Origin of the sequence: Streptomyces sp. NPDC048192 (genome assembly GCF_043202415.1) — a bacterium.
Taxonomy (GTDB): domain Bacteria; phylum Actinomycetota; class Actinomycetes; order Streptomycetales; family Streptomycetaceae; genus Streptomyces.
The window spans coordinates 69,584-90,205 of record NZ_JBIDAL010000020.1 but is presented as its reverse complement, the minus strand read 5'-3'; the positions used below and the strand labels follow the sequence as shown (position 1 = coordinate 90,205).

The window sequence follows — 20,622 nt, the reverse complement described above, 5'->3', positions numbered from 1 at the left end:
GATTGTCGGCGACGACAGACATACTGATCGTGACCACTCCGGACGAAACGAATGGATCGCGTGGATTCCTCACCCCCCATCGGAGCACCCCGGACCGGAGCCGCCCGCGGCAGTGCCGACGCCTACGCGGTCGCGCCCCTGCTCAACTGCCTGCTGCGCGAGGTGGCCGTACCGCTCGACGGCCCCGGTGACCGCCGGGTCCACCGGCTGCCCAGCGGGCGGCTGCTGCGGGTGCGCGGCGGCCGGCGCCCCGCCGACCCCGAGGTGCGCGCGGCCGGCACCTGGCGCCGCGTCGGCCACACCGAACTGGTCAAACTGGTCGCCGAGGAACTGCGCCGGCACACCGGGCTGCCCGGCGGCGACCTGCCCGCCGAGATGATCGACAGCCGGGACGCGGTCGCCGCCCTGCTCGCCGCCCGGGCCCGGGCGACGCCGCCCGCCGACCCCTACCTGCGCTCCGAGCAGTCCCTGATCACCGGCCACCCCTACCACCCGGCGCCCAAGGCGCGCGGCGGCGGCCCGGTCGCCTCCTGGCTGCCGTACGCCCCCGAGGCGCACGCCCGTTTCCCGCTCACGCTCCTCGGCGTCCGCGAGGACCAGGTGGCCGAGGAGGGCGACACCCGGGCCCTGGACGCGCTCGGCACGGCCCCGCCCGGCTACCGGCTGCTGCCGGCCCACCCCTGGCAGCTGGAGCTGGTCGGCCGCGACCTCGCCCCGGCCTTCGCCGACGGCCGCCTGCTCCGCCTCGGCGCCACGGACTTCGCCGCCTGGCCGACGGCGGCGGTCCGCACGGTGTACGAGCCGGGACGCGACCTGTTCCTGAAGTTCAGCCTGGACGTCCGCATCACCAACGACATCCGCCGCCTGTGGCGCCACGACCTGCGCGCACTGCGCCGCACGGACGCGGCGGCCCGGCACGCCTTCGCGGCGCTGGGGCCGCCCGCGGCCTGGCTCGGCGACCGCGGCTATCGCACGGCCGCCTTCGCCTTCGAGGAGCTGGCCGTCCTCGTCAGGGACGGCCTGCGCGGCCATCTGCTGCCCGGCGCCACGCCCCTGCTCGCCGCCGGCCTCGCCGAGGGTTTCGACGGCAGCCCGCTGGCCGCCGCGGCCGACCCGGCGGCCTGGTGGGAGGCCTATCTGCGCCAGGTCGTGCCGCCCGCGCTCGCCGCGTTCGACGACCACGGGGTCGTCCTCGAGGCCCATCTGCAGAACACCCTCGTCGCCGTGGACGGCTCCGGGACGCCCGTGCAGGCCCTGTTCCGGGACGCCGAGGGCGCCAGGCTGCTGCCCGACGTGACCCGGGCGGCGGGCTGGGAGCGGCTGGTGTACTGCCTGGTCGTCAACCACCTCGCCGAGATCGCCGCCGCCCTGGCCGACCACCACCCGGGATTCGACCCCTGGCCCGCGGCGCGCCGGGAACTGGCCCGGCACGCCGTGCCCGAGATCCCCGCCCTGCTCGCTTCGCCCACCCTGCCGGGCAAGACCAACCTGCTGCTGCGCTGGACGGGAGCGGACGGCGCGGACGCCCGCTATCTGCCCCTGCCGAACCCGCTGGCGGGCCGCTGACCCCCGGTCACCGGGACGTGCCGAAGTCCTGCGTCCAGTAGCTGCCCGGCTGGGCGAGGCCGACGCCGATCTCCTTGAACGAGCAGTTGAGGATGTTCGCCCGGTGGCCGGGGCTGTTCATCCAGCCCGTCATGACCTGTTCCGGAGTGGCGTAGCCGTAGGCGACGTTCTCGCCGTAGGCGCTCCAGGTGTAGCCGGCCCTGGTGATGCGGTCGCCGGGGTCGGACCCGTCGGAGCCGGTGTGCGACATGTTCCGGTGCTCCGCCATGTCGGCGCTGTGCGCCTGCGCGGCCTGGGTCAGCTTCGCGTTCACGGTCAGCGGGTGGCAGCCGACCTTGGCGCGCTCGGCGTTGACCAGCTGGACGACGCGCGCGGTGGCCGAGGACGCGGTGGCGGAGGCCGAGGGCGTGGGCTTGGGGGTGGCCGGGGCGGCCGTGGTCGCCCGCGGCGCGGGCGCCGTGGTCCTGGCGGCGGTGCTCGGGTGGGTCGTGGGCCGCTGCGTGGGGGACGCGGAGGGCCGCTGCGTGGGGGACGCGGAGGACGGCGCGGGCGCGGCGTTGCGGTGGTGATGGTGCCGGTGGCCGTGGTGGTGCGGCCGGGCAGTGGTCGTCGCGGCGGCCTCGGGCCGGTCCGTGCCGCCGTACGGCCAGTCGGTGCAGGCCAGGGCGACGGACGGCACGCCCACGGCTCCGATGGCGACGGCGGCGACGACTATGCGCCGGTAGGGCTTCGTCTTGCGGTGCTGGGCCATTCGTCAACCTCGTTCGGTGATCGCGGGGCGCTCATTTTCGGGAGGGCTTCACAAGGAGCGCAAAGGGGCGTCACTACGAGGGGAGGTAGTAGGGCAGGACGCCTCTTGTCAGGCGGCCACAGAGGTGCCGGGTTCGCGTCCGCGATGTTTGCACCTGCATGACGGGCCGTCAGGACGGGGCCGCCGGTGGCGGATACGGGAACGAGCCGGGCGGAGGCGGTTTCCCGGCCCGGCGGACGGCCGGCGGCGACGGCAAGCCGGACAAGTCCCCTATGTCGGCGGAGCCGCGCCTACTAAGCCGGACACCTAGGTGCCGAGCGCGCTGTGAGGGATGTCACCCTGTCCAGGGCTCGGCGTGCGTCCGGCCAGGCGTGTCGCCCGCCGTCCGGGAGGAATCCGGCGAGAATGTCGCCGCTGACACCGGTACGACACAGCAGGAGTGACCGTGGCGCAGGGCACCGTCAAGTGGTTCAACGCCGAGAAGGGCTTCGGTTTCATCGAGCAGGACAGCGGTCCCGACCTCTTCGTGCACTACTCCGAGATCCAGGCCGCCGGCTTCCGGAGCCTGGAGGAGGGCCAGCGGGTCGAGTACGAGGTCACCCAGGGCAACAAGGGCCCCCAGGCCACTGCCGTCACCGTCCTCTGACCCGATCCGCGCCGCGGGGCGGGCGTCCGCGGTGCTGTGCCGAGACCGCCGGACACCCGCCCCGGGCCGTCACCGGACCGCGACGGTCACAGATCGGCGCCGGCGCCTGCGGCGGCCGTCTCCTTCCCCTCGGGCTCGTCGGCGATGACGGCCTCGGTGGTCAGGAACAGCGCGGCGATGGACGCGGCGTTCCGCAGCGCCGAACTGGTCACCTTCGCCGGGTCGACGATGCCGGCCGCCGGCATGTGCACGTACGCGCCGGTCGCGGCGTTCGGACCGTGGCCGACGGGCAGCGCACGGACCTTCTCCGCCACGACACCGCCCTCCGGGCCGGCGCTGCGGGCGATCTGCCGCAACGGGACGGTCAGCGCGCGGCGGACCATCTCCACACCGGCTTCGTCAGCACTCCGGGATGCCCGGCGGCAAGGGAACCCGGCCCGCGCCACGCCGCGCGGTACGGCGGCGGTGTGGGTCAGCGCGGCGGTTCCCACCGGACGGGGCCCGCGCGCAGGGGCGGCTCGGGGCGGACGGTCCCGAGCACCACGAGGTACGGCCGCGCGTCCCGGGGCGGCCGCGTGGCGCCGGGACCGCGTCCGGGGGCCGGCCCAGGCTGCCCGGCCGTTCGCTCGTACGTCTGGTCGTAGGCCGCGCGCAGGACCGGATCGCGGAGCGTGTCGTACGCCGCCCGGACCTCGCCGAACCGTTCGGCGGTGGCCGGGTCGACGCGGGTGTCCGGGCGCAGCTCCCGTACCCGGGCGCGGAAGGCGGAGGTGATCACCTCGGACGTCGCCGAGGGCTCCACCCCCAGCACCGCGTACAGGTCCGCTCCCTGATCCCGCGCCTGCATCCCGGCCACCTCCTTGCCTACCGCGAGCTGCGGTTTCGCCCTTGGTTGCCTATAGCCAGGAAATAAACCTGAGCCGGTTCTTGTCAAGATCCGGGCCGGGGAGGTATAGGGATTGCCAGAGGGTCCGAGGGGCTGTTCGTACGCCTCGGAGACCGCACTCGCCGACCGGACAGGAGGTGCCGGGCCGTGATCACCGAACTTGCCGTCGAACGTGTCGAGTTCACCTGTGGCTCGTGCTGGCACCGCTGGAGCGTCGACTACGACGTGCAGCGCTACCGGGACGCCCTCGACGCCGAGTGGGAGGTCTTCTACCGCGACAACGCGGCCGTCGCCTCCCCGTACACCCCGCAGGGCGCGCCGCCGTGCGAACACTGCGGCCGGCGCTGGGTCGGCCGCCTCGTGGCCCGCCGCCCCGTGCCCCTGCCCGGCGACGCCGCCACGCCCCGCAGCCGCGTCCCGGCCGAGGGCGCCGACCGTCCGGAGCGGCACGCCGCACCGATGCTGCACGCCGCAGGCCACCCCCAGCCGCAGGCCCGAGCCGGACAGCCGTCCACGCACCGGTCCTGAGCGACCCGCCCTTCCGCCTCCGCGCGGCGCGCACCGCACGGGGGCGGGGCGTCATGGTCGCATGTGCGAAGTATGTGAGCTGCGGCATTGCCGGGGGCGGCGGCGAGCCCGCACGATGAGGCGGACCGCTCGCCTCGACGAAAGCAGCTCTCATGGGTGATCATGTGCATGTGCGACTCAGCCAGGGGCTGAGCGTGTCGGAGGACGGCGAACTGGTCGAGCACTCGCGCTGCCGTTGCGGCGCCACCTTCACCAAGGTGTTCGACGCCGACGGCGGGGAGCGGGAGCGCCCGAGCCGGTCCTGAAACTCCCCGAGCAGCCCCCTCACCCGGATGGCCGAACGCGGCAGTCCGTTTCCGGGGACCGTGAGGACGCGGCGCGGGCCGGGCACCCGCAGGTCATCGTCCCCGGTCGAGGGTGCTCCCGACGGGTGATCTTGGCGCGGGACGCGCAGGATGATGCCGGCTGCCCAGCCGCAGGGGGACGGCCGGCCGGGCGGCCGCTGAACGACGCCCGATCCCCGCACGCAGGGAGCAGCCCGCCATGGCGATGACCTTGATACCGGCGCTCGAGGATGCCCACCATGCCCATGCCGCAGCGCGTGACCGGCTGCGGCAGGACGCGGCCTTCGCGCCGCCCGGCCCGCACCGGCAGCTGCTCGAACGCCGCGCCGACGACATGCAGGAGAACGCGCACCGCATCGACCGCCACGTCCGCGGACTGCGGCCGCGCGGACTGCTCGGCGGCGCGACCGACGTGACGCGGTTCGCCGCGCGGCTCACCTGGAGAACGGCCACGCTGCCGCTGACCCTCGGACAGAAGACGGTGACCGTGGTGATGCGCGGGCGCGGGCCGGCCGACGAGCGGCAGGTGCTGAAGAACACCGAGGACGAGTACGCCGCCGCGGCGCGGGCCCTGGCCGCAGCCCGGGTCGGGGAGGTCCTCGCCGGTCAGGCCCAGGACCGCGTCGCCCTCGACCTGCTGCGGGAGATAAGCCACCAGGACGAGGAACTGCTGGCCGCGCTCGAGGACAGCCTCGACCGGCAGGCCCGCACCGTGGCCGCCGCGGGCGACGGCTTCCGCGTGGAACAGCCGGCGGACGGCGGCCTCGCCCACACGGCCACCCGCCCGCTGCGGGCCGTCGCCGAGCGGCTGCGCCGGATGACCCACCCCGGACGGCATCCCGGTGCCGACGAGGAGCGGCTGACGGAGACCGAGGTGGGCGCCGCGGCCGAGCAGATCCAGGGAGCGGTCAGCACCGAGGACAGCCTGCCGATCATCGGCTTCAGCCAGCTCAGCGTCGAGGAGATCCAACGGCGCCTTCCCGGGCTGTCCGAGTCCGACCTGCACGTCCTCGAGGGCTACGAGCGCACCCACGCCCACCGCAAGGGCGTCCTGGAGGCCATCGAACGGCTCAGCTCCGGCCCGCGCTGACCGGCCGCTCCCGATCCTTGCCGCGTCGTACACGAGAGAGCGTCCACCGGCGCACACCCACTCCAGCCGAACCATCCGACACCCCGATCCGGGAAGGGCAACCTGTCGTGATATCCGCTGTCGTGGTCCCCCTGGTCCTGCTCCTCGCCGTCCTCGCGCCCGGCGTGTACCGCGAGTGGAGGGCGTATCTCCGGCAGACCCGTCTGCCGCTGCCGCCGTCCCGGAGCAGGCTGGTCACCGGCCGGCTGAGAGCTGGGACGGCGCTGCTGCGGCGTCGCGTGATGCGCCACGCCCGCTCCGGCGGAGCGCCGGGCACCCGGCCTTCGCATGCCGGGCACGGCGTGGACAGGCCCGCTGCGCGGACCGCGGTGTTCACCTCACGCGGCGAATAGGTGTGCCGACGGGACCTTGGCCTGTTCGGGTGGTGTTGCGCATCGTGCGCGCGGGCGGCTCGTTGGCGGGTTGTCGCGGTAGAGCCGCCCTCGACTCGGCGCCACGGGCGCCGGTTGCGATGTCGCCGGGCCACTGCAGAAGGCATCAGCTATGGACATCCAGCAGATCCGCACCCTCAAGAGCAGCGGACAGAGCTTCGCCGCGGCGCTGACCGCCGCGGTTCTGGCCTCCTGCGGCGCCGCCGGGACGGAGGACCCGGACGCCGCCCCGGGCACACCCGCACCGGATCCGGTGCCGGACGGGCAGACCGCGGAGCCGGCCCCGCCGGTGCCGGCTACCGGTCCTGTCACGCCGGGCCCTCGCCCCCAGGGCCACACCGACGGCCTCGCCCTCCTCCTGCTCCACACCGTGGACACGCCCGCCAGGCAGTGACCGGACCCGGCACCGCACGGTGCTGCCCGGCTGCCTTGTGCGCCCGGCACCGCGGCAGACGCGCCCCCGCCGGACGTGCCGGCCGGGGCGCGCGGGCGTCAACTCACGCGGCTCTCCCTCGACGCCTCCGCGGCCGGTACGCCCCCCCGGCTCAGGAACGTCACCGCCGCCGTCCGGGCCGGCGACCGCCTCGTGCTGCTCAGCGAGGGCGAGACCGCGGCGGCGGCCTGCCGCCTCACCCCGCCCCAGCCTCCACCCCCCAGGGCGCTCCACCACCAGCAGCGGCTCTCACGCCTGGTTACTATGCTCCGATTGCAGCCCCTGGGAGGTGGCCGTGGAATGCACGGGCAATGAGCGGTGGAGCCTTCGAACATGCTGAGGGAGGTCACCGCGACCCGCTATGTCGCACCCCTGCGTTCCGGCGGCTCCGTACCCGGAGTCGTGGAGGCCGACGACCTCGGCACGTACGTCGTGAAGTTCACCGGATCGGCGCAGGGCCACAAGGCGCTGGTCGCCGAGGTGATCGTCGGTGAGCTGGCCCGCGCGCTCGGCCTGCGCTTCCCCGAGCTGGTCCTCGTCCACTTCGACCCCGCCATCGCCGCGGGCGAGCCGCACCAGGAGGTGCGCGAGCTGCACGGCGCGAGTGCCGGCGTCAATCTCGGCATGGACTTTCTGCCGGGCGCGCGGGACTTCACCCCGGAGATCGCCACGGTGTTCCCCGTGGACCCGCTGGAGGCCGGCCGGATCGTCTGGCTGGACGCGCTGACCGTGAACGTGGACCGCACGGTGCACAGCTCCAACCTCATGGTCTGGCCCACCCTCGGCACCGCACCGCCGCGCCTGTGGCTCATCGACCACGGCGCCGCCCTCGTCTTCCACCACCGCTGGGACACCACGGACCCGGGCAAGAGGTACGACTTCCGGCACCACGCCCTCGGCCAGTACGGCCCCGACGTCCGTGCCGCCGACGCCGAACTCGCCCCGAAGGTGACGCGGGAACTGCTGCGCGGGCTGCTCGCCGAGGTCCCGGACGCCTGGCTCGCCGAGGACGCCGGCTTCGCCGCCCCGGACGACGTCCGCGCCGCCTACGTCGACTACCTCCTGGCCCGTGTGCGCCTGTCGCACGAGTGGCTGCCCACCGACTTCCCGAGCCGCGATCAGCTCGCGGCGGAGGAGGCCGCCCGCGCGGCGAGGACGCAGGCGGGCCGCCCGGACTGGCTCAAGCGCGTCCCCGACCTGCACGGCAAGCCGGCGGCGGAACAGGACTGGTCGGCACACCTGGGATGAGGGACACCCGATGACCCATGTCGTACAGATCGAGTACTGCACCCAGTGCCGCTGGCTGCCCCGCGCGGCCTGGCTGGCACAGGAGCTGCTCACCACGTTCGAGGGCGAGCTGACCGAGCTGGCGCTGAGGCCGGGCACAGGAGGCGTCTTCGTGGTCCGCGTCGACGGCGAGGTGGTGTGGGACCGCAAGGAGCAGGGCTTCCCGGAGCCCACCGCGGTCAAGCGCCTCGTACGCGACCGAGTGGCCCCGGGCAGGGCCCTGGGCCACTCGGACCGCACGTCGTGAGGCTCAGCTCCCCAGCTGCTCGTACGCCGGCAGGGTGAGGAAGTCGGCGTAGTCCTCGTCCAGGGAGACCCGCAGCAGCAGGTCGTGGGCCTCCTGCCAGCGGCCGGCGGCGAAGGCATCCTCACCGATCTCCTGGCGGATGGCGGACAGTTCCTCTGCGGCGACCTTCCGGGCCAGCTCGGGCGTGGCCTTGTCGCCGTTCTCGAACTCGACGCCCGCGTTGATCCACTGCCAGATCTGGGAGCGGGAGATCTCGGCGGTGGCCGCGTCCTCCATCAGGTTGAAGATGGCGACCGCGCCGAGCCCGCGCAGCCAGGCCTCGATGTAACGGATGCCGACCTGCACGGCGTTGACGAGACCCGCGTACGTCGGCTTCGCGTCCAGCGAGTCGATCGCGATCAGGTCGGCCGCCGCCACGTGCACGTCCTCGCGCAGCCGGTCCTTCTGGTTCGGCTTGTCGCCGAGCACCTTGTCGAAGGACTCCATGGCGATCGGGACCAGGTCGGGGTGGGCGACCCAGGAGCCGTCGAAGCCGTCGTTCGCCTCGCGGTCCTTGTCGGCGCGGACCTTCTCGAAGGCCACCTTGTTGACCTCGGGGTCCTTGCGGGACGGGATGAACGCGGCCATGCCGCCGATCGCGTGCGCGCCGCGCTTGTGGCAGGTGCGGACCAGCAGTTCGGTGTACGCCCGCATGAACGGGGCCGTCATCGTCACCGCGTTGCGGTCCGGCAGGACGAACTTCGCACCGCCGTCACGGAAGTTCTTGACGATGGAGAACAGGTAGTCCCAGCGGCCGGCGTTCAGCCCCGAGGCGTGGTCGCGCAGTTCGTAGAGGATCTCCTCCATCTCGTAGGCGGCCGTGATCGTCTCGATGAGGACGGTGGCGCGGATCGTGCCCTGCGGGATGCCGACGTAGTCCTGCGCGAAGACGAACACGTCGTTCCACAGGCGGGCCTCGAGGTGCGACTCGGTCTTCGGCAGGTAGAAGTACGGGCCCTTGCCGAGGTCCAGCAGCCGCTGGGCGTTGTGGAAGAAGTACAGGCCGAAGTCGACGAAGGCGCCGGGGACCTGGCGGCCGTCGGCGTCGACGAGGTGACGCTCGTTCAGGTGCCAGCCGCGCGGGCGCATGACGACGGTCGCCAGCTCCCCGGCGGGGCGCAGGGCGTACGACTTGCCGGTGCGCTCGTCGGTGAAGTCGATGTTCCGGGTGTAGGCGTCGATCAGGTTGAGCTGGCCCAGGACGACGTTCTCCCAGGTGGGCGCGGAGGCGTCCTCGAAGTCGGCGAGCCAGACCTTCGCGCCGGAGTTGAGCGCGTTGATGGTCATCTTGCGGTCGGTGGGGCCGGTGATCTCGACGCGCCGGTCGTTCAGCGCGCCCGGGGCCGGGGCGACCTTCCAGGAGTCGTCCGCGCGGATCGCGGCGGTCTCGGGCAGGAAGTCGAGCGTGGAGGTGCGGGCGATCTCGGCGCGGCGCTCGGCCCGGCGGGCGAGGAGTTCGTCACGGCGCGGGGTGAACCGCCGGTGCAGCTCCGCCACGAAGGCGAGCGCCGCGTCCGTGAGGACCTCTTCCTGCCGGGGCAGGGGCTCGGCGTCGACGATGGCCAGCGGGGACGGCGCTGGTGCGGACATGAGCTGTCACTTCCTTCAGCGGTGGCACCGGGTGCCTAGTGGCACGTATAGGGCAAAGAGCGCCGGCTGTGCGGACAGGCGCTTCTGAACAGTGGATAGTAGTTTCCTCATCGTGGAACTTCAATGGTTTGTTGATGTCGAGATTCTCTGGGTCGAGGCAAGGTGGCGCGCAGTGCCACCCCGTTCACTCAAGGTGGCGCAGGTCGGCCTCGGTGTCGATGTCGTACGGCTCGGCCACGTCGGCGCACTCCACGAGGCGGATCCGCGCCGCGTGTTCCCGCAGATAGGCGCGTGCTCCCTGGTCCCCGGTGGCGGTGGCGGCGATGCCCGGCCAGTGGGCCGAGCCGAACAGCACCGGATGTCCGCGCACGCCGTCGTAGGCGGCCGAGACCAGCGACGTCTCGTCCACGTAGGCGTCCAGTACGCGCGCCACGGCCGCCGTCCCGATGCCCGGCTGGTCGACGAGGCTCACCAGGGCCGCCCGCGCTCCCGTGCCGGCGAGCGAGGCGAGCCCGGCCCGCAGCGAGGAGCCCATGCCCTCGGCCCAGCCGGGGTTGTCCACGAGTACGCAGCCCGCCAGGTCGGTGCGCTCCCGTACGTCCGCGGCGCGGGCGCCCAGCACGACGTGCACCCGCGCGCACCCGGCGGCGCGCAGCACTCGCGCCGCGTGCTCCACCAGTGGCCGGCCCCGGTGCTCCAGCAGCGCCTTGGGCCGCCCGCCGAGCCGCCGGCCCCCGCCGGCGGCGAGCAGCAGCCCGGCGACCTCCCCGTCAGGGTTCCGCGTCATGGCTCCTGCATACCCGACGGAGCGGGAAGGGGCCGCTTTCCTTGGGCTGAATTTCGGTCCGCGCTGTGGCGTTCCCGGACGCGGTGGCGTTTACTGGCCCGCGCACGACGGAGTGTGAGGGGGAGGGCTGTGTTGCGGAGCTTGGGGCAGAGGCCAGTGACCGGCAGCGGCGAGGACCCGAGAGTGGCGGAACTGCGGACCGCGGTGGCCCGCCTGCGCCGTGAACTCGCCGCGCTGCCGGCCGACTTCCCCGACCGCGCCATCGCCGAGGACGAACTCGCGGCGCTCGCCGCCATGGCCACCGGCGGCGCACCGGAGATTCCCCGCCTGCGCAGCTCCCTGTTGCTGATCGCGGGGGCCATCGGCTCGGTCAGCGCCCTGGCCGGAGGGCTCAGGGAGGTCCGGCAGGCGGTGGAGCTGTTCGGGGAGCCGACGCAGCGGGGCTGACCGCGCTCCCCGGGAGGCGGACGGTCAGGCGCCCGAACTGGCCAGCGCCTGGGACAGTTCGAGGGCGATCTGCTGCAGCACCGGCACGATCTTCTCGGTCGCCTCTTCGGTGACCCGCCCGGCCGGCCCCGAGATGGAGATCGCCGCGGCCGTCGGGGAGTCCGGCACGGACACCGCCAGGCAGCGGACCCCTATCTCCTGCTCGTTGTCGTCGACGGCGTACCCCAGCTGCCGCACTTCCTCCAGCGCCGCCAGAAAGCCGTCCGGCGTGGTGATCGTCTTCTCCGTCGCGGCCGGCATCCCGGTACGGGCCAGCAGCGCCCGCACCTCCTCGTCCGGCACCCCGGCCAGCAGTGCCTTGCCCACACCGGTCGAGTGCGGCAGCACCCGGCGCCCGACCTCGGTGAACATGCGCATCGAGTGCTTCGACGGCACCTGGGCGACGTACACGATCTCGTCGCCGTCCAGCAGCGCCATGTTCGCGGTCTCGCCGGTCTCCTCGACCAGCCGGGCGAGATACGGCCGCGCCCAGGTGCCCAGCAGCCGGGATGCCGACTCGCCGAGCCGGATCAGCCGCGGGCCGAGCGCGTACCGCCGGTTCGGCTGCTGGCGGACATACCCGCAGGCGACCAGGGTGCGCATCAGCCGGTGGATGGTCGGCAGCGGCAGCCCGCTGGTCGCGGACAGCTCGCTCAGGCCGACCTCGCCGCCCGCGTCCGCCATCCGCTCGAGCAGGTCGAAGGCGCGCTCGAGGGACTGGACCCCGCCCGCGGCGGCGGGCTTGGCGGAGTCGGTGGTGCTGGCGCTGGACGTCGGCACGGCGCGTTCCTTTCGGGACTGGCGGGAGGTGAGAAGCCTACCCGGCGGCCGGTTGACTCCCTGCTTGTACATAGCTACGTTCTGCTTGCTGGAATTCTAATTCCGCTTTGTGGAAACGTCCAGACTGACACCGACGGGCGCCCCGTCCAGCAGTGTGCCCCTTGACGGTGGACGGGCGGGAGTGAAGACTCCTTCAACAGAACGTTGAAATCCGTTACGTGGGTGTACATCCCGTTTCCTGGGCGTAAAACGGCAGTACAGAGAGGGGTTCGGGTGTCCGACGCTGAACTGGTCCTGCGCTCGACGCGCGTCATCACTCCGGAAGGGACGCGGGCCGCCACGGTCACCGTGTCCGCCGGCACGATCACGGCCGTCCTGCCGTACGACGCACCGGTCCCGGCCGGCGCCCGGCTGGAGGACCTCGGCGACCACGTCCTGCTGCCCGGCCTGGTCGACACCCACGTGCACGTCAACGACCCGGGCCGCACCGAGTGGGAGGGCTTCTGGACCGCCACCCGCGCGGCGGCGGCCGGCGGCATCACCACCCTGATCGACATGCCGCTCAACTCCCTCCCGCCGACCACGACCGTCGAGAACCTGCGGGTCAAGCAGGACGTCGCCCGCGACAAGGCGCACATCGACGTCGGCTTCTGGGGCGGCGCCCTGCCCGGCAACGTCAAGGACCTGCGCCCGCTGCACGACGCCGGCGTCTTCGGGTTCAAGGCGTTCCTGTCGCCGTCCGGCGTGGAGGAGTTCCCGCACCTCGACCAGGACCAGCTGGCCCAGTCCATGGCGGAGATCGCCGGCTTCGACGGCCTGCTGATCGTGCACGCCGAGGACCCGCACCACCTCGCCGCCGCCCCCCAGCACGGCGGCCCGAAGTACGCCGACTACCTCGCCTCCCGGCCGCGCGACGCCGAGGACACCGCCATCGCGAACCTCATCGCGCAGGCCCGCCGCCTGAACGCGCGCGTGCACGTGCTGCACCTGTCCTCCAGCGACGCGCTGCCGCTGATCCGCGCCGCCCGCGCCGAGGGCGTGCGTGTCACGGTCGAGACCTGCCCGCACTACCTCACCCTCACCGCCGAGGAAGTCCCGGACGGCGCCAGCGAGTTCAAGTGCTGCCCGCCCATCCGCGAGGCCGCCAACCAGGACCTGCTCTGGGAGGCGCTGGCCGACGGCACCATCGACTGCGTCGTCACCGACCACTCGCCCTCCACCGCCGACCTGAAGACCGACGACTTCGCCACCGCCTGGGGCGGCATCTCCGGCCTCCAGCTGAGCCTGTCCGCCGTCTGGACCGAGGCACGCGTGCGCGGGTACGGCCTGGAGGACGTCGTGCGCTGGATGTCCGCGAAGACCGCCGCCCTGGCCGGCCTCGGCGCCCGCAAGGGCGCCATCGCCCCCGGCCGCGACGCCGACTTCGCCGTCCTCGCGCCCGACGAGACCTTCACCGTCGACCCGGCCGGCCTCCAGCACCGCAACCGGGTCACCGCCTACGCCGGCAAGACCCTGTTCGGCGTCGTGAAGTCCACCTGGCTGCGCGGCGAACGCATCGTCGACGGCGGCGAGTTCACCGAGCCGAAGGGCACCCTGCTCACCCGCCCACAGTAAGCCACCCCGCCCCCGCAACCGGCCGACTCCCGAAAGGACCCCCTGATCACCGTGACGGCGCTGGATCACTCTTCTTTGGCTCGTTTCACCGGCGACGCGAACCCCTACGGAGGCGGCGACCCGTACGCGGACTACCGCATCGCCGACTTCCCCTTCACCCAGTACGCCAACCTCGCCGACCGGCAGCTCGGCGCCGGTGTCGTCGCCGCCAACGACGAGTTCTTCGCCCAGCGCGAGAACCTGCTGGTGCCCGAGCGGGCCGAGTTCGACCCCGAGCACTTCGGGCACAAGGGCAAGATCATGGACGGCTGGGAGACCCGTCGCCGGCGCGGAGCCTCCGCCGAGCACCCCTGGCCGACCGCCGAGGACCACGACTGGGCGCTGGTCCGGCTCGGCGCGCCCGGCGTGATCCGGGGGATCGTCGTCGACACCGCCCACTTCCGCGGCAACTACCCGCAGGCGGTCTCGGTCGAGGCGACGTCCGTACCCGGCGCACCGTCCCCGGAGGAGCTGCTCGGCGACGACGTCAAGTGGACGACGATCGTCCCGCGCACCGCCGTCGGCGGCCACGCGGCCAACGGCTTCGAGGTCGGCGTCGAACAGCGCTTCACGCACCTGCGCGTCAACCAGCACCCCGACGGGGGCATCGCACGCCTGCGCGTGTACGGCGAGGTCGTCCCGGACCCCGCGTGGCTTTCGGTGCTCGGCACCTTCGACGTGGTCGCCCTCGAGAACGGCGGCCGGGTCGAGGACGCCTCCAACCTCTTCTACTCCCCGGCCACCAACACCATCCAGCCGGGCCGCTCCCGCAAGATGGACGACGGCTGGGAGACCCGCCGCCGCCGCGACCAGGGCAACGACTGGATCCGCTACCAGCTGGTCGCCCAGTCCCAGATCCGCGCCATCGAGATCGACACGGCCTACCTGAAGGGCAACAGCGCCGGCTGGGCGTCGGTGTCCGTGAAGGACGGCGAGAACGGCGAGTGGAGCGAGATCCTTCCCCGCACCCGCCTCCAGCCCGACACCAACCACCGCTTCGTGCTCCCCGAACCCGCCGTCGGCACGCACGCGCGGATCGACATCTTCCCCGACGGCGGCATCTCCCGCCTGCGCCTGTACGGCTCCCTGACCGAGCAGGGGGCGGCCCACCTCGCCGCCCGCCACCAGGAACTGGGCGGCTGACCCACCCCCGACGCGCGCGGGGCGTCCCGGCCCGGACAGCACCGGGGCGCCCCGCGTGTCACCCACACGGACCCGTTTCCGGATGCCTGGAACTTACGGGTCCGTCTCTCGCGTTCCTATCGCGTGACCCTTCAGCAAGAGATCGTCGGCAACGCCATGCAGATGGCGGTCGTCAACCTGCAGCCCGGCCAGACCGTGTACTGCGAGGCCGGAAAGTTCCTGTTCAAGACCACGAACGTCACCATGGAGACCCGGCTGTCCGGCCCGTCGGGCAACGGCGGACAGCAGCAGGGCGGCTCCGGCGGCGGCATGGGCGGCCTGCTGCGCCAGGCCATGGGCACGGCCATGCAGGTCGGCCAGCGCATGCTCGCGGGCGAGTCGCTGGCGTTCCAGTACTTCACCTCCCAGGGCGGTGAGGGCACGGTCGGCTTCGCCGGCGTCCTCCCGGGCGAGATGCGCGCCCTGGAGCTCGACGGCAGGCGCGCGTGGTTCGCCGAGAAGGACGCCTTCGTGGCCGCCGAGTCCACCGTCGACTTCGGCATCGCCTTCGCCGGCGGCCGCACCGGCATGAGCGGCGGCGAGGGATTCATCCTGGAGAAGTTCACCGGATACGGCACGGTGATCATCGCCGGCGCGGGCAACTTCATCGACCTCAACCCGGCCGACTTCGGCGGCCGCATCGAGGTGGACACCGGCTGTGTGGTCGCCTTCGAGGAGGGCATCCAGTACGGCGTCCAGCGCGTCGGCGGCCTCAACCGCCAGGGGATCATGAACGCCGTGTTCGGCGGCGAGGGCCTGTCCCTGGCCACCCTGGAGGGCAACGGCCGGGTGATCCTGCAGTCCCTCACCATCGAGAGCCTCGCCAACGCGCTGAAGAAGGCCCAGGGCGGCGACAAGCAGGGCCCGACCGGCGGACTGTTCTCCACCCACGCCGGCTGAGCCGATGCGTCACGGCCGGGCGCGGGGTCCGAGGCGGTGACTGCGGACCCCGCACCCGGACGAAGGCGCCCGCCGGCCGGCCCGGAGGATCCCGCGGGCTGACGGGCGTCCGGGCAGGTCAGCGCGGCTTGGCGACCGTCAGCAGGACGGCGGAGTCCTCCAGGGCCTCCAAGCTGTGCCGCGCGGGCGGCACGAGGAGCAGGTCGCCGGCCATGCCCTCCCACTTCTCGTCGCCGCTGCGCAGCCGTACCCGGCCGCGCAGCACCTGCACCGTGGCCTCGCCGGGGTTCTCGTGTTCCGACAGGTCGGTGCCGGCGCGCAGCGCGATGAGGGTCTGCCGCAGCACGTGCTCGTGGCCGCCGTAGACGGTCTCGGCGCTGCGGCCGGGTGAGGACGCGGCGGCGGCCCGTTCCAGGTGCTCGCGGACGAGGGCGTCGAGGGAGAACTTCTGCATGGGACGAGTGTGCCCCTTCTGCGTCCCCAGCCCCGCGCGCCGCCGCGCCGGAGCCGCACGGCACCCCGGAGACCGCCGGCCCGGCGCCGGAGCCGCGCGGCCGGGCACCCGATCCGGACCGGACGGCACCGGACGCCGTCGGCGGGTGTGACCCGAACGGCCCTGTCGGGCACCCGGCGCCGCGGCGGAGGGTGGAGACCGCAGCCCCGTCGCACGACACCCGACCGCTGCCCCGACACGGAAAGGAACCCCGATGTCCGTCGACACGCAGCAGGTGCCCGCACGGCTGGAGGAGGACGAGCTGAGGGCGCTGGACGCCCACTGGCGCGCGGCGAACTACCTGTCCGTCGGCCAGATCTACCTGATGGCCAACCCCTTGCTGACCGAGCCGCTGCGGCCCGAGCACGTCAAGCCGCGTCTGCTGGGTCACTGGGGCACCTCTCCGGGCCTGAACCTCGTGCACACCCACCTCAACCGGGTGATCAAGGCCCGCGGCCTGGACGCGCTGTGCGTGTGGGGACCCGGCCACGGAGGCCCGGCCGTGCTGGCCAACTCCTGGCTGGAGGGCTCGTACACCGAGACGTACCCCGACATCACCCGCGACGCCGTCGGCATGGCCCGGCTCTTCAAGCAGTTCTCGTTCCCCGGCGGGGTGCCCAGCCATGTCGCACCGGAGACGCCGGGCTCGATCCACGAGGGCGGCGAGCTGGGCTACGCGCTCTCCCACGCGTACGGCGCCGCCCTGGACAACCCCGGCCTGCTGGTGGCCTGCGTGATCGGCGACGGGGAGGCCGAGACCGGTCCGCTGGCCGCCTCCTGGCACTCGAACAAGTTCCTCGACCCGGTCCGCGACGGCGCGGTGCTGCCGATCCTGCACCTGAACGGCTACAAGATCGCCAACCCCACCGTGCTGGCCCGGATCCCGCAGAGCGAGCTCGACGAACTGCTGCGCGGTTACGGCCACGACCCGCTCCACGTCACCGGCGACGACCCCGCGGCCGTGCACCGGGCGATGGCGGAGGCGATGGACACCGCGCTGGACCGCATCGCGGCGATCCAGCGCAGCGCCCGCGAGGACGGCGCGACCGAGCGGCCGCGCTGGCCGGTGATCGTGCTGCGCACCCCGAAGGGCTGGACCGGACCCGCGGAGGTCGACGGCCTGCCCGTGGAGGGCACCTGGCGCGCCCACCAGGTCCCGCTGGCCGCCGTCCGCGACAACCCCGAGCACCTGCGGCAGCTGGAGCGGTGGCTGCGCTCGTACCGGCCCGAGGAGCTGTTCGACGAGCACGGCGCCCCCCGCCCGGAGGTGCTGGCCTGCGTTCCCGGGGGCAGGAGCCGGCTCGGCGCCACACCGCACGCCAACGGCGGCCTGCTGCTGCGTGAACTGCCCCTGCCGCCGCTGGAGAAGTACGCCGTCGAGGTCGACAAGCCCGGCGCCGCCCTGCACGAACCGACCCGCGTCCTCGGCGACATGCTCCAGGACGTCATGGCCGCCACCGCCGACCGGCGCGACTTCCGGCTCGTCGGCCCGGACGAGACGGCCTCCAACCGGCTCCAGGCCGTCTACGCGGCCAGCGGCAAGGCCTGGCAGGCGGGCACGCTGGACGTGGACGAGCACCTCGACCGGCACGGCCGGGTGATGGAGATCCTGTCCGAACACACCTGCCAGGGCTGGCTGGAGGGCTACCTCCTCACCGGCCGGCACGGGCTGTTCTCCTGCTACGAGGCGTTCGTGCACATCGTCGACTCGATGGTCAACCAGCACATCAAGTGGCTGCGCACCACCCGGCGGCTGCCCTGGCGCGCCCCCGTCGCCTCGCTCAACTACCTGCTGACCTCGCACGTGTGGCGCCAGGACCACAACGGCTTCTCCCACCAGGACCCCGGCTTCGTCGACCACATCCTCAACAAGAGCCCCGAGGCCGTGCGGGTCTACTTCCCGCCGGACGCCAACACCCTGCTGTCCGTGGCCGACCACGCCCTGCGCAGCAGGGACTACGTCAACGTGATCGTCGCCGGCAAGCAGCCCTGCTTCGACTGGCTGTCCATGGAGGAGGCGAAGGTCCACTGCGCGCGCGGGGCGGGCATCTGGGAGTGGGCCGGCACCGAGGACGGCACCCGGGAACCGGACGCCGTCCTGGCCTGCGCGGGCGACGTGCCCACCCAGGAGGTGCTGGCCGCCGCCCAGCTGCTGCGCCGGCACCTGCCCGAGCTGGTGGTGCGCGTGGTGAACGTCGTCGACATCGCCCGGCTGCTGCCCGGTGAGGAACACCCGCACGGGATGAGCGACTTCGAGTACGACGGCCTGTTCACCGCCGACAGGCCCGTGATCTTCGCCTACCACGGCTACCCGTGGCTGATCCACCGCCTGGCCTACCGCCGCAGCGGCCACAGGCACCTGCACGTGCGCGGCTACAAGGAGATCGGCACCACGACCACGCCGTTCGACATGGTGGTCCGCAACGACCTCGACCGCTACCGCCTGGTCATGGACGTCATCGACCGCGTCCCCGGCCTCCAGGTCCGCGCCGCCGCCGTGCGCCAGCGGATGGAGGACGCCCGCCAGCGGCACCACGTCTGGATCCGCGAGCACGGCATGGACCTGCCCGAGGTCGCCGACTGGACCTGGGACGGCTGAGCGCCGGAGAACCGGCCGGCCGCCCGAACGCCGTGTGCGCGTGCCCTGCCGGGGCACGCGCACACGGGGCCGTCCTTCGGGATGCCCGGCCTCAGCAACCGAAGTCGATGAGATCGAACGTGGCGTAGTGGTCGGAGGTGTAGTAGTCCTCCTGGTACTGCTCACCGGTGACGATACGGCGCGCGCCGCGGGTGGAGGAGCCGGGCGTGATCACCGTGTACTCGTGGTAGTACCCGCTGGGCTCGCTGGGCAGGACGCCTTCGCGGTTGGAGAAGACGGTGCCGTCCTGCGAGTAGGGGAAGGGGCCGCCCTGGTCGATCAGGTCCAGGGTGTCGTACGCCTGCGAGGGCAGGTCGCTGTAGCAGATGCTGCCGACCGCGGCGGACGCCGGGGTGGCGCTGACGGTGCCGCCGACGAGGAGGGCGGACAGGACGGCGGCTGCGGCGCCGATGCGCGTGAGGTGTGGGGGAAATCTCATGACCCCATGATGACGCGCGTAGAAGGTGGCATGTCAATGACAAACATGTGGAGTTCTCCGGCAAGTCCCGGGAGTTCCCGGGGAGTTAACCGGGCACACGCCGTCTGCACGTTCGTGAGCGTGGACCGCGTTTCCCGCCCGCGGCGGGCACCAAGCCCGGGCGCCGTCCGTTGAGCCGGTACCGGGAGGAGCCCGGTGGGCCTCGGGGGGCGTCCGGAAGGGGAGCGATGGACGGGCAACACGTGGTCGGACTGGGGGAGTTCGAGGAGGCGCTGCGCGAGGATCCGCATCCGGTGTACGCCCGGCTCCGCGAGCGGGGTCCCGTGCACCGGGTCCGGCTGCCGGGCTGGGAGGACGCGTCCTGGCTGATCGTGGGGTACGCGGAGGCGCGGGCGGCCCTCGCCGACACCCGGCTGGCCAAGGACGCGAGCAAGATCGGCGTGACCGTGCCGGACCAGGAGATGATCGGCCGGCATCTGCTGGCCACCGATCCGCCCCAGCACACCCGGCTGCGGGCTCTGGTCGCGCGGGCGTTCACAATGCGCCGGGTGGAGCGACTGCGCCCGCGCGTCCAGCAGATCACCGACGAACTGCTGGACGAGATGCTCCCGGCCGGCCGCGCCGACCTCATCGCCTCCCTCGCCTACCCGCTGCCCATCACCGTCATCTGCGAACTCCTCGGCGTCCCCGGCATGGACCGCGAGGAGTTCCGCAGGACCTCCACGGAGGTGGTCGCCCCGACCACCGGGCAGACGGGGTACGAGGCGGTCGTCCGCCTCGGCGCGTACCTCACCGAACTGATCGAGGACAAGCGCGCCTCCGGCCCCACCGACGACCTGCTCAGCGATCTGATCCGCACCACCGCCGAGGACGGCGACCGGCTCTCCGCGCAGGAGCTGCGCGGCATGGCCTTCCTGCTGCTGATCGCGGGCCACGAGACCACCGTCAACCTCATCGGCAACGGCGTCCGCGCCCTGCTGACCCACCCCGGTCAACTCGCCGCGCTGTGCGCCGACATGAGCCTCCTGGACGGCGCCGTCGAGGAGATGCTGCGCTACGAGGGCCCGGTGCACAGCGCCACCTACCGGTTCGCCGTGGAGCCGCTGGAGATCGGCGGCGCGGAGATCGCGCGGGGCGACCATGTGGTGATCGGCCTCGCCGCCGCCGGTCGCGACGGCGCGCGCTACGCCGAACCCGACCGCTTCGACATCCGCCGCGACACCCGCGGCCATCTCGGCTTCGGCCACGGCATCCACTACTGCCTGGGCGCACCCCTGGCCCGCCTGGAGGGCCGCACGGCCATCGGCAGCCTCCTGCACCGCGCCCCCGCCCTCGCCCTGGACGGCCCACCCGGCGAGTGGCTCCCCGGCCTGCTGATGAGAGGCGTCCGCACCCTGCCGGTGCGCTGGTAGACCGAGGACCCGGG

The 20,622-nt window shown here is 73.0% G+C and carries 22 protein-coding genes and 1 pseudogene; 15 read left to right on the top strand and 8 right to left on the bottom strand.

The annotated features are described in order from the left end of the window. Window positions 1–51 precede the first annotated feature (51 nt). Window positions 52–1,566 carry an IucA/IucC family protein gene (locus tag ACGFZN_RS34075; protein ID WP_393862323.1) on the top strand — a complete coding sequence of 505 codons (1,515 nt, stop codon included), beginning with the start codon at window positions 52–54 and terminating at the stop codon, window positions 1,564–1,566. A 7-nt stretch (window positions 1,567–1,573) separates the two neighbouring features. Here the strand turns inward: ACGFZN_RS34075 and ACGFZN_RS34070 are convergent, their stop codons facing one another. Continuing rightward, complete coding sequence (locus ACGFZN_RS34070; protein WP_393862322.1) at window positions 1,574–2,317, bottom strand: CAP domain-containing protein; 744 nt, start codon at window positions 2,315–2,317, stop codon at window positions 1,574–1,576. Window positions 2,318–2,762: 445 nt separating this feature from the next. On the opposite strand from ACGFZN_RS34070, the gene ACGFZN_RS34065 reads away from it, so the two are divergent. Continuing rightward, a complete protein-coding gene (locus ACGFZN_RS34065) occupies window positions 2,763–2,963 on the top strand; it encodes a cold-shock protein (protein ID WP_393862321.1) in 201 nt (66 codons plus the stop codon). 86 nt (window positions 2,964–3,049) lie between these two features. On the opposite strand, the pseudogene ACGFZN_RS34060 reads toward ACGFZN_RS34065, so the two are convergent. Together ACGFZN_RS34060 and ACGFZN_RS34055 are read right to left on the bottom strand one after the other, a co-directional pair. After that, window positions 3,050–3,427: pseudogene (locus ACGFZN_RS34060) on the bottom strand (TCP-1/cpn60 chaperonin family protein); the annotation flags it as partial. A gap of 8 nt (window positions 3,428–3,435) precedes the next feature. Next, on the bottom strand, window positions 3,436–3,810 hold the full coding sequence (locus tag ACGFZN_RS34055) for a J domain-containing protein (RefSeq protein ID WP_393862320.1): 375 nt from the start codon (window positions 3,808–3,810) through the stop codon (window positions 3,436–3,438). Window positions 3,811–3,996: 186 nt separating this feature from the next. Between ACGFZN_RS34055 and ACGFZN_RS34050 the strand changes: the two genes are divergently transcribed. The 7 genes from ACGFZN_RS34050 to ACGFZN_RS34020 all read left to right on the top strand — a co-directional run bounded on the left by ACGFZN_RS34050 (window position 3,997) and on the right by ACGFZN_RS34020 (window position 8,209). Next, the gene (locus ACGFZN_RS34050; RefSeq protein WP_393862319.1) at window positions 3,997–4,377 is read left to right on the top strand and encodes a hypothetical protein; all 381 of its coding nucleotides are present in this window, start codon (window positions 3,997–3,999) and stop codon (window positions 4,375–4,377) included. A 170-nt stretch (window positions 4,378–4,547) separates the two neighbouring features. Beyond that, window positions 4,548–4,682, top strand: a complete 135-nt coding sequence (locus ACGFZN_RS34045) for a hypothetical protein (RefSeq protein ID WP_393862318.1) — start codon at window positions 4,548–4,550, stop codon at window positions 4,680–4,682. Between the two features lie 238 nt (window positions 4,683–4,920). Further along, window positions 4,921–5,811, top strand: a complete 891-nt coding sequence (locus ACGFZN_RS34040; RefSeq protein ID WP_393862317.1) for a hypothetical protein — start codon at window positions 4,921–4,923, stop codon at window positions 5,809–5,811. Between the two features lie 107 nt (window positions 5,812–5,918). Beyond that, a complete protein-coding gene (locus ACGFZN_RS34035) occupies window positions 5,919–6,203 on the top strand; it encodes a hypothetical protein (RefSeq protein WP_393862316.1) in 285 nt (94 codons plus the stop codon). Between the two features lie 151 nt (window positions 6,204–6,354). Next, window positions 6,355–6,636, top strand: a complete 282-nt coding sequence (locus ACGFZN_RS34030; RefSeq protein WP_393862315.1) for a hypothetical protein — start codon at window positions 6,355–6,357, stop codon at window positions 6,634–6,636. A gap of 372 nt (window positions 6,637–7,008) precedes the next feature. After that, window positions 7,009–7,923: a HipA family kinase gene (locus tag ACGFZN_RS34025; RefSeq protein ID WP_393862314.1), complete on the top strand. Its 915-nt coding sequence runs from the start codon at window positions 7,009–7,011 to the stop codon at window positions 7,921–7,923. Window positions 7,924–7,933: 10 nt separating this feature from the next. Continuing rightward, window positions 7,934–8,209: a SelT/SelW/SelH family protein gene (locus ACGFZN_RS34020; protein WP_393862313.1), complete on the top strand. Its 276-nt coding sequence runs from the start codon at window positions 7,934–7,936 to the stop codon at window positions 8,207–8,209. A gap of 3 nt (window positions 8,210–8,212) precedes the next feature. Here ACGFZN_RS34020 and aceB read toward each other — a convergent pair whose 3' ends face one another. Together aceB and ACGFZN_RS34010 are read right to left on the bottom strand one after the other, a co-directional pair. Continuing rightward, window positions 8,213–9,838, bottom strand: coding sequence for a malate synthase A (aceB, locus tag ACGFZN_RS34015; protein WP_393862312.1), 1,626 nt, complete (start codon window positions 9,836–9,838; stop codon window positions 8,213–8,215). A gap of 184 nt (window positions 9,839–10,022) precedes the next feature. Beyond that, window positions 10,023–10,625: an NTP transferase domain-containing protein gene (locus ACGFZN_RS34010; protein ID WP_393862311.1), complete on the bottom strand. Its 603-nt coding sequence runs from the start codon at window positions 10,623–10,625 to the stop codon at window positions 10,023–10,025. A gap of 129 nt (window positions 10,626–10,754) precedes the next feature. Between ACGFZN_RS34010 and ACGFZN_RS34005 the strand changes: the two genes are divergently transcribed. After that, window positions 10,755–11,072, top strand: coding sequence for a DUF5955 family protein (locus tag ACGFZN_RS34005; RefSeq protein ID WP_393862310.1), 318 nt, complete (start codon window positions 10,755–10,757; stop codon window positions 11,070–11,072). A gap of 24 nt (window positions 11,073–11,096) precedes the next feature. On the opposite strand, the gene ACGFZN_RS34000 is transcribed toward ACGFZN_RS34005, so the two are convergent. Then, window positions 11,097–11,891 carry an IclR family transcriptional regulator gene (locus ACGFZN_RS34000; RefSeq protein WP_393862309.1) on the bottom strand — a complete coding sequence of 265 codons (795 nt, stop codon included), beginning with the start codon at window positions 11,889–11,891 and terminating at the stop codon, window positions 11,097–11,099. Window positions 11,892–12,164: 273 nt separating this feature from the next. On the opposite strand from ACGFZN_RS34000, the gene allB reads away from it, so the two are divergent. The 3 genes from allB (at window position 12,165) to ACGFZN_RS33985 (ending at window position 15,626) form a co-directional block, all read left to right on the top strand. Further along, window positions 12,165–13,505: an allantoinase AllB gene (gene allB / locus ACGFZN_RS33995; RefSeq protein WP_393862308.1), complete on the top strand. Its 1,341-nt coding sequence runs from the start codon at window positions 12,165–12,167 to the stop codon at window positions 13,503–13,505. 42 nt (window positions 13,506–13,547) lie between these two features. Next, entirely contained in the window at window positions 13,548–14,687 is a 1,140-nt protein-coding gene (alc, locus tag ACGFZN_RS33990) for an allantoicase (RefSeq protein WP_393862374.1), read from the top strand. 123 nt (window positions 14,688–14,810) lie between these two features. Next, window positions 14,811–15,626: an AIM24 family protein gene (locus ACGFZN_RS33985; RefSeq protein WP_393862307.1), complete on the top strand. Its 816-nt coding sequence runs from the start codon at window positions 14,811–14,813 to the stop codon at window positions 15,624–15,626. A 118-nt stretch (window positions 15,627–15,744) separates the two neighbouring features. On the opposite strand, the gene ACGFZN_RS33980 is transcribed toward ACGFZN_RS33985, so the two are convergent. Beyond that, window positions 15,745–16,080 (bottom strand): cupin domain-containing protein, encoded by a 336-nt coding sequence (locus tag ACGFZN_RS33980; RefSeq protein WP_393862306.1) that lies wholly within the window; start codon window positions 16,078–16,080, stop codon window positions 15,745–15,747. Window positions 16,081–16,333: 253 nt separating this feature from the next. On the opposite strand from ACGFZN_RS33980, the gene ACGFZN_RS33975 reads away from it, so the two are divergent. Next, the gene (locus tag ACGFZN_RS33975) at window positions 16,334–18,718 is read left to right on the top strand and encodes a phosphoketolase (RefSeq protein WP_393862305.1); all 2,385 of its coding nucleotides are present in this window, start codon (window positions 16,334–16,336) and stop codon (window positions 18,716–18,718) included. A gap of 91 nt (window positions 18,719–18,809) precedes the next feature. Here ACGFZN_RS33975 and ACGFZN_RS33970 read toward each other — a convergent pair whose 3' ends face one another. Next, a complete protein-coding gene (locus tag ACGFZN_RS33970) occupies window positions 18,810–19,196 on the bottom strand; it encodes a ribonuclease domain-containing protein (protein ID WP_393862304.1) in 387 nt (128 codons plus the stop codon). Between the two features lie 227 nt (window positions 19,197–19,423). Between ACGFZN_RS33970 and ACGFZN_RS33965 the strand changes: the two genes are divergently transcribed. Then, a complete protein-coding gene (locus ACGFZN_RS33965) occupies window positions 19,424–20,608 on the top strand; it encodes a cytochrome P450 (protein WP_393862303.1) in 1,185 nt (394 codons plus the stop codon). Window positions 20,609–20,622: the final 14 nt, after the last annotated feature.

Coding starts and splice junctions, on each gene's coding strand:
- ACGFZN_RS34075 (WP_393862323.1), top strand. CDS start 52: ATGGATCGCGTGGATTCCTCACCCCCCATCGGAGCACCCCGGACCGGA.
- ACGFZN_RS34070 (WP_393862322.1), bottom strand. CDS start 2,317: ATGGCCCAGCACCGCAAGACGAAGCCCTACCGGCGCATAGTCGTCGCC.
- ACGFZN_RS34055 (WP_393862320.1), bottom strand. CDS start 3,810: ATGCAGGCGCGGGATCAGGGAGCGGACCTGTACGCGGTGCTGGGGGTG.
- ACGFZN_RS34040 (WP_393862317.1), top strand. CDS start 4,921: ATGGCGATGACCTTGATACCGGCGCTCGAGGATGCCCACCATGCCCAT.
- ACGFZN_RS34030 (WP_393862315.1), top strand. CDS start 6,355: ATGGACATCCAGCAGATCCGCACCCTCAAGAGCAGCGGACAGAGCTTC.
- ACGFZN_RS34025 (WP_393862314.1), top strand. CDS start 7,009: ATGCTGAGGGAGGTCACCGCGACCCGCTATGTCGCACCCCTGCGTTCC.
- ACGFZN_RS34020 (WP_393862313.1), top strand. CDS start 7,934: ATGACCCATGTCGTACAGATCGAGTACTGCACCCAGTGCCGCTGGCTG.
- aceB (WP_393862312.1), bottom strand. CDS start 9,838: ATGTCCGCACCAGCGCCGTCCCCGCTGGCCATCGTCGACGCCGAGCCC.
- ACGFZN_RS34010 (WP_393862311.1), bottom strand. CDS start 10,625: ATGACGCGGAACCCTGACGGGGAGGTCGCCGGGCTGCTGCTCGCCGCC.
- ACGFZN_RS33980 (WP_393862306.1), bottom strand. CDS start 16,080: ATGCAGAAGTTCTCCCTCGACGCCCTCGTCCGCGAGCACCTGGAACGG.
- ACGFZN_RS33975 (WP_393862305.1), top strand. CDS start 16,334: ATGTCCGTCGACACGCAGCAGGTGCCCGCACGGCTGGAGGAGGACGAG.
- ACGFZN_RS33970 (WP_393862304.1), bottom strand. CDS start 19,196: ATGAGATTTCCCCCACACCTCACGCGCATCGGCGCCGCAGCCGCCGTC.
- ACGFZN_RS33965 (WP_393862303.1), top strand. CDS start 19,424: ATGGACGGGCAACACGTGGTCGGACTGGGGGAGTTCGAGGAGGCGCTG.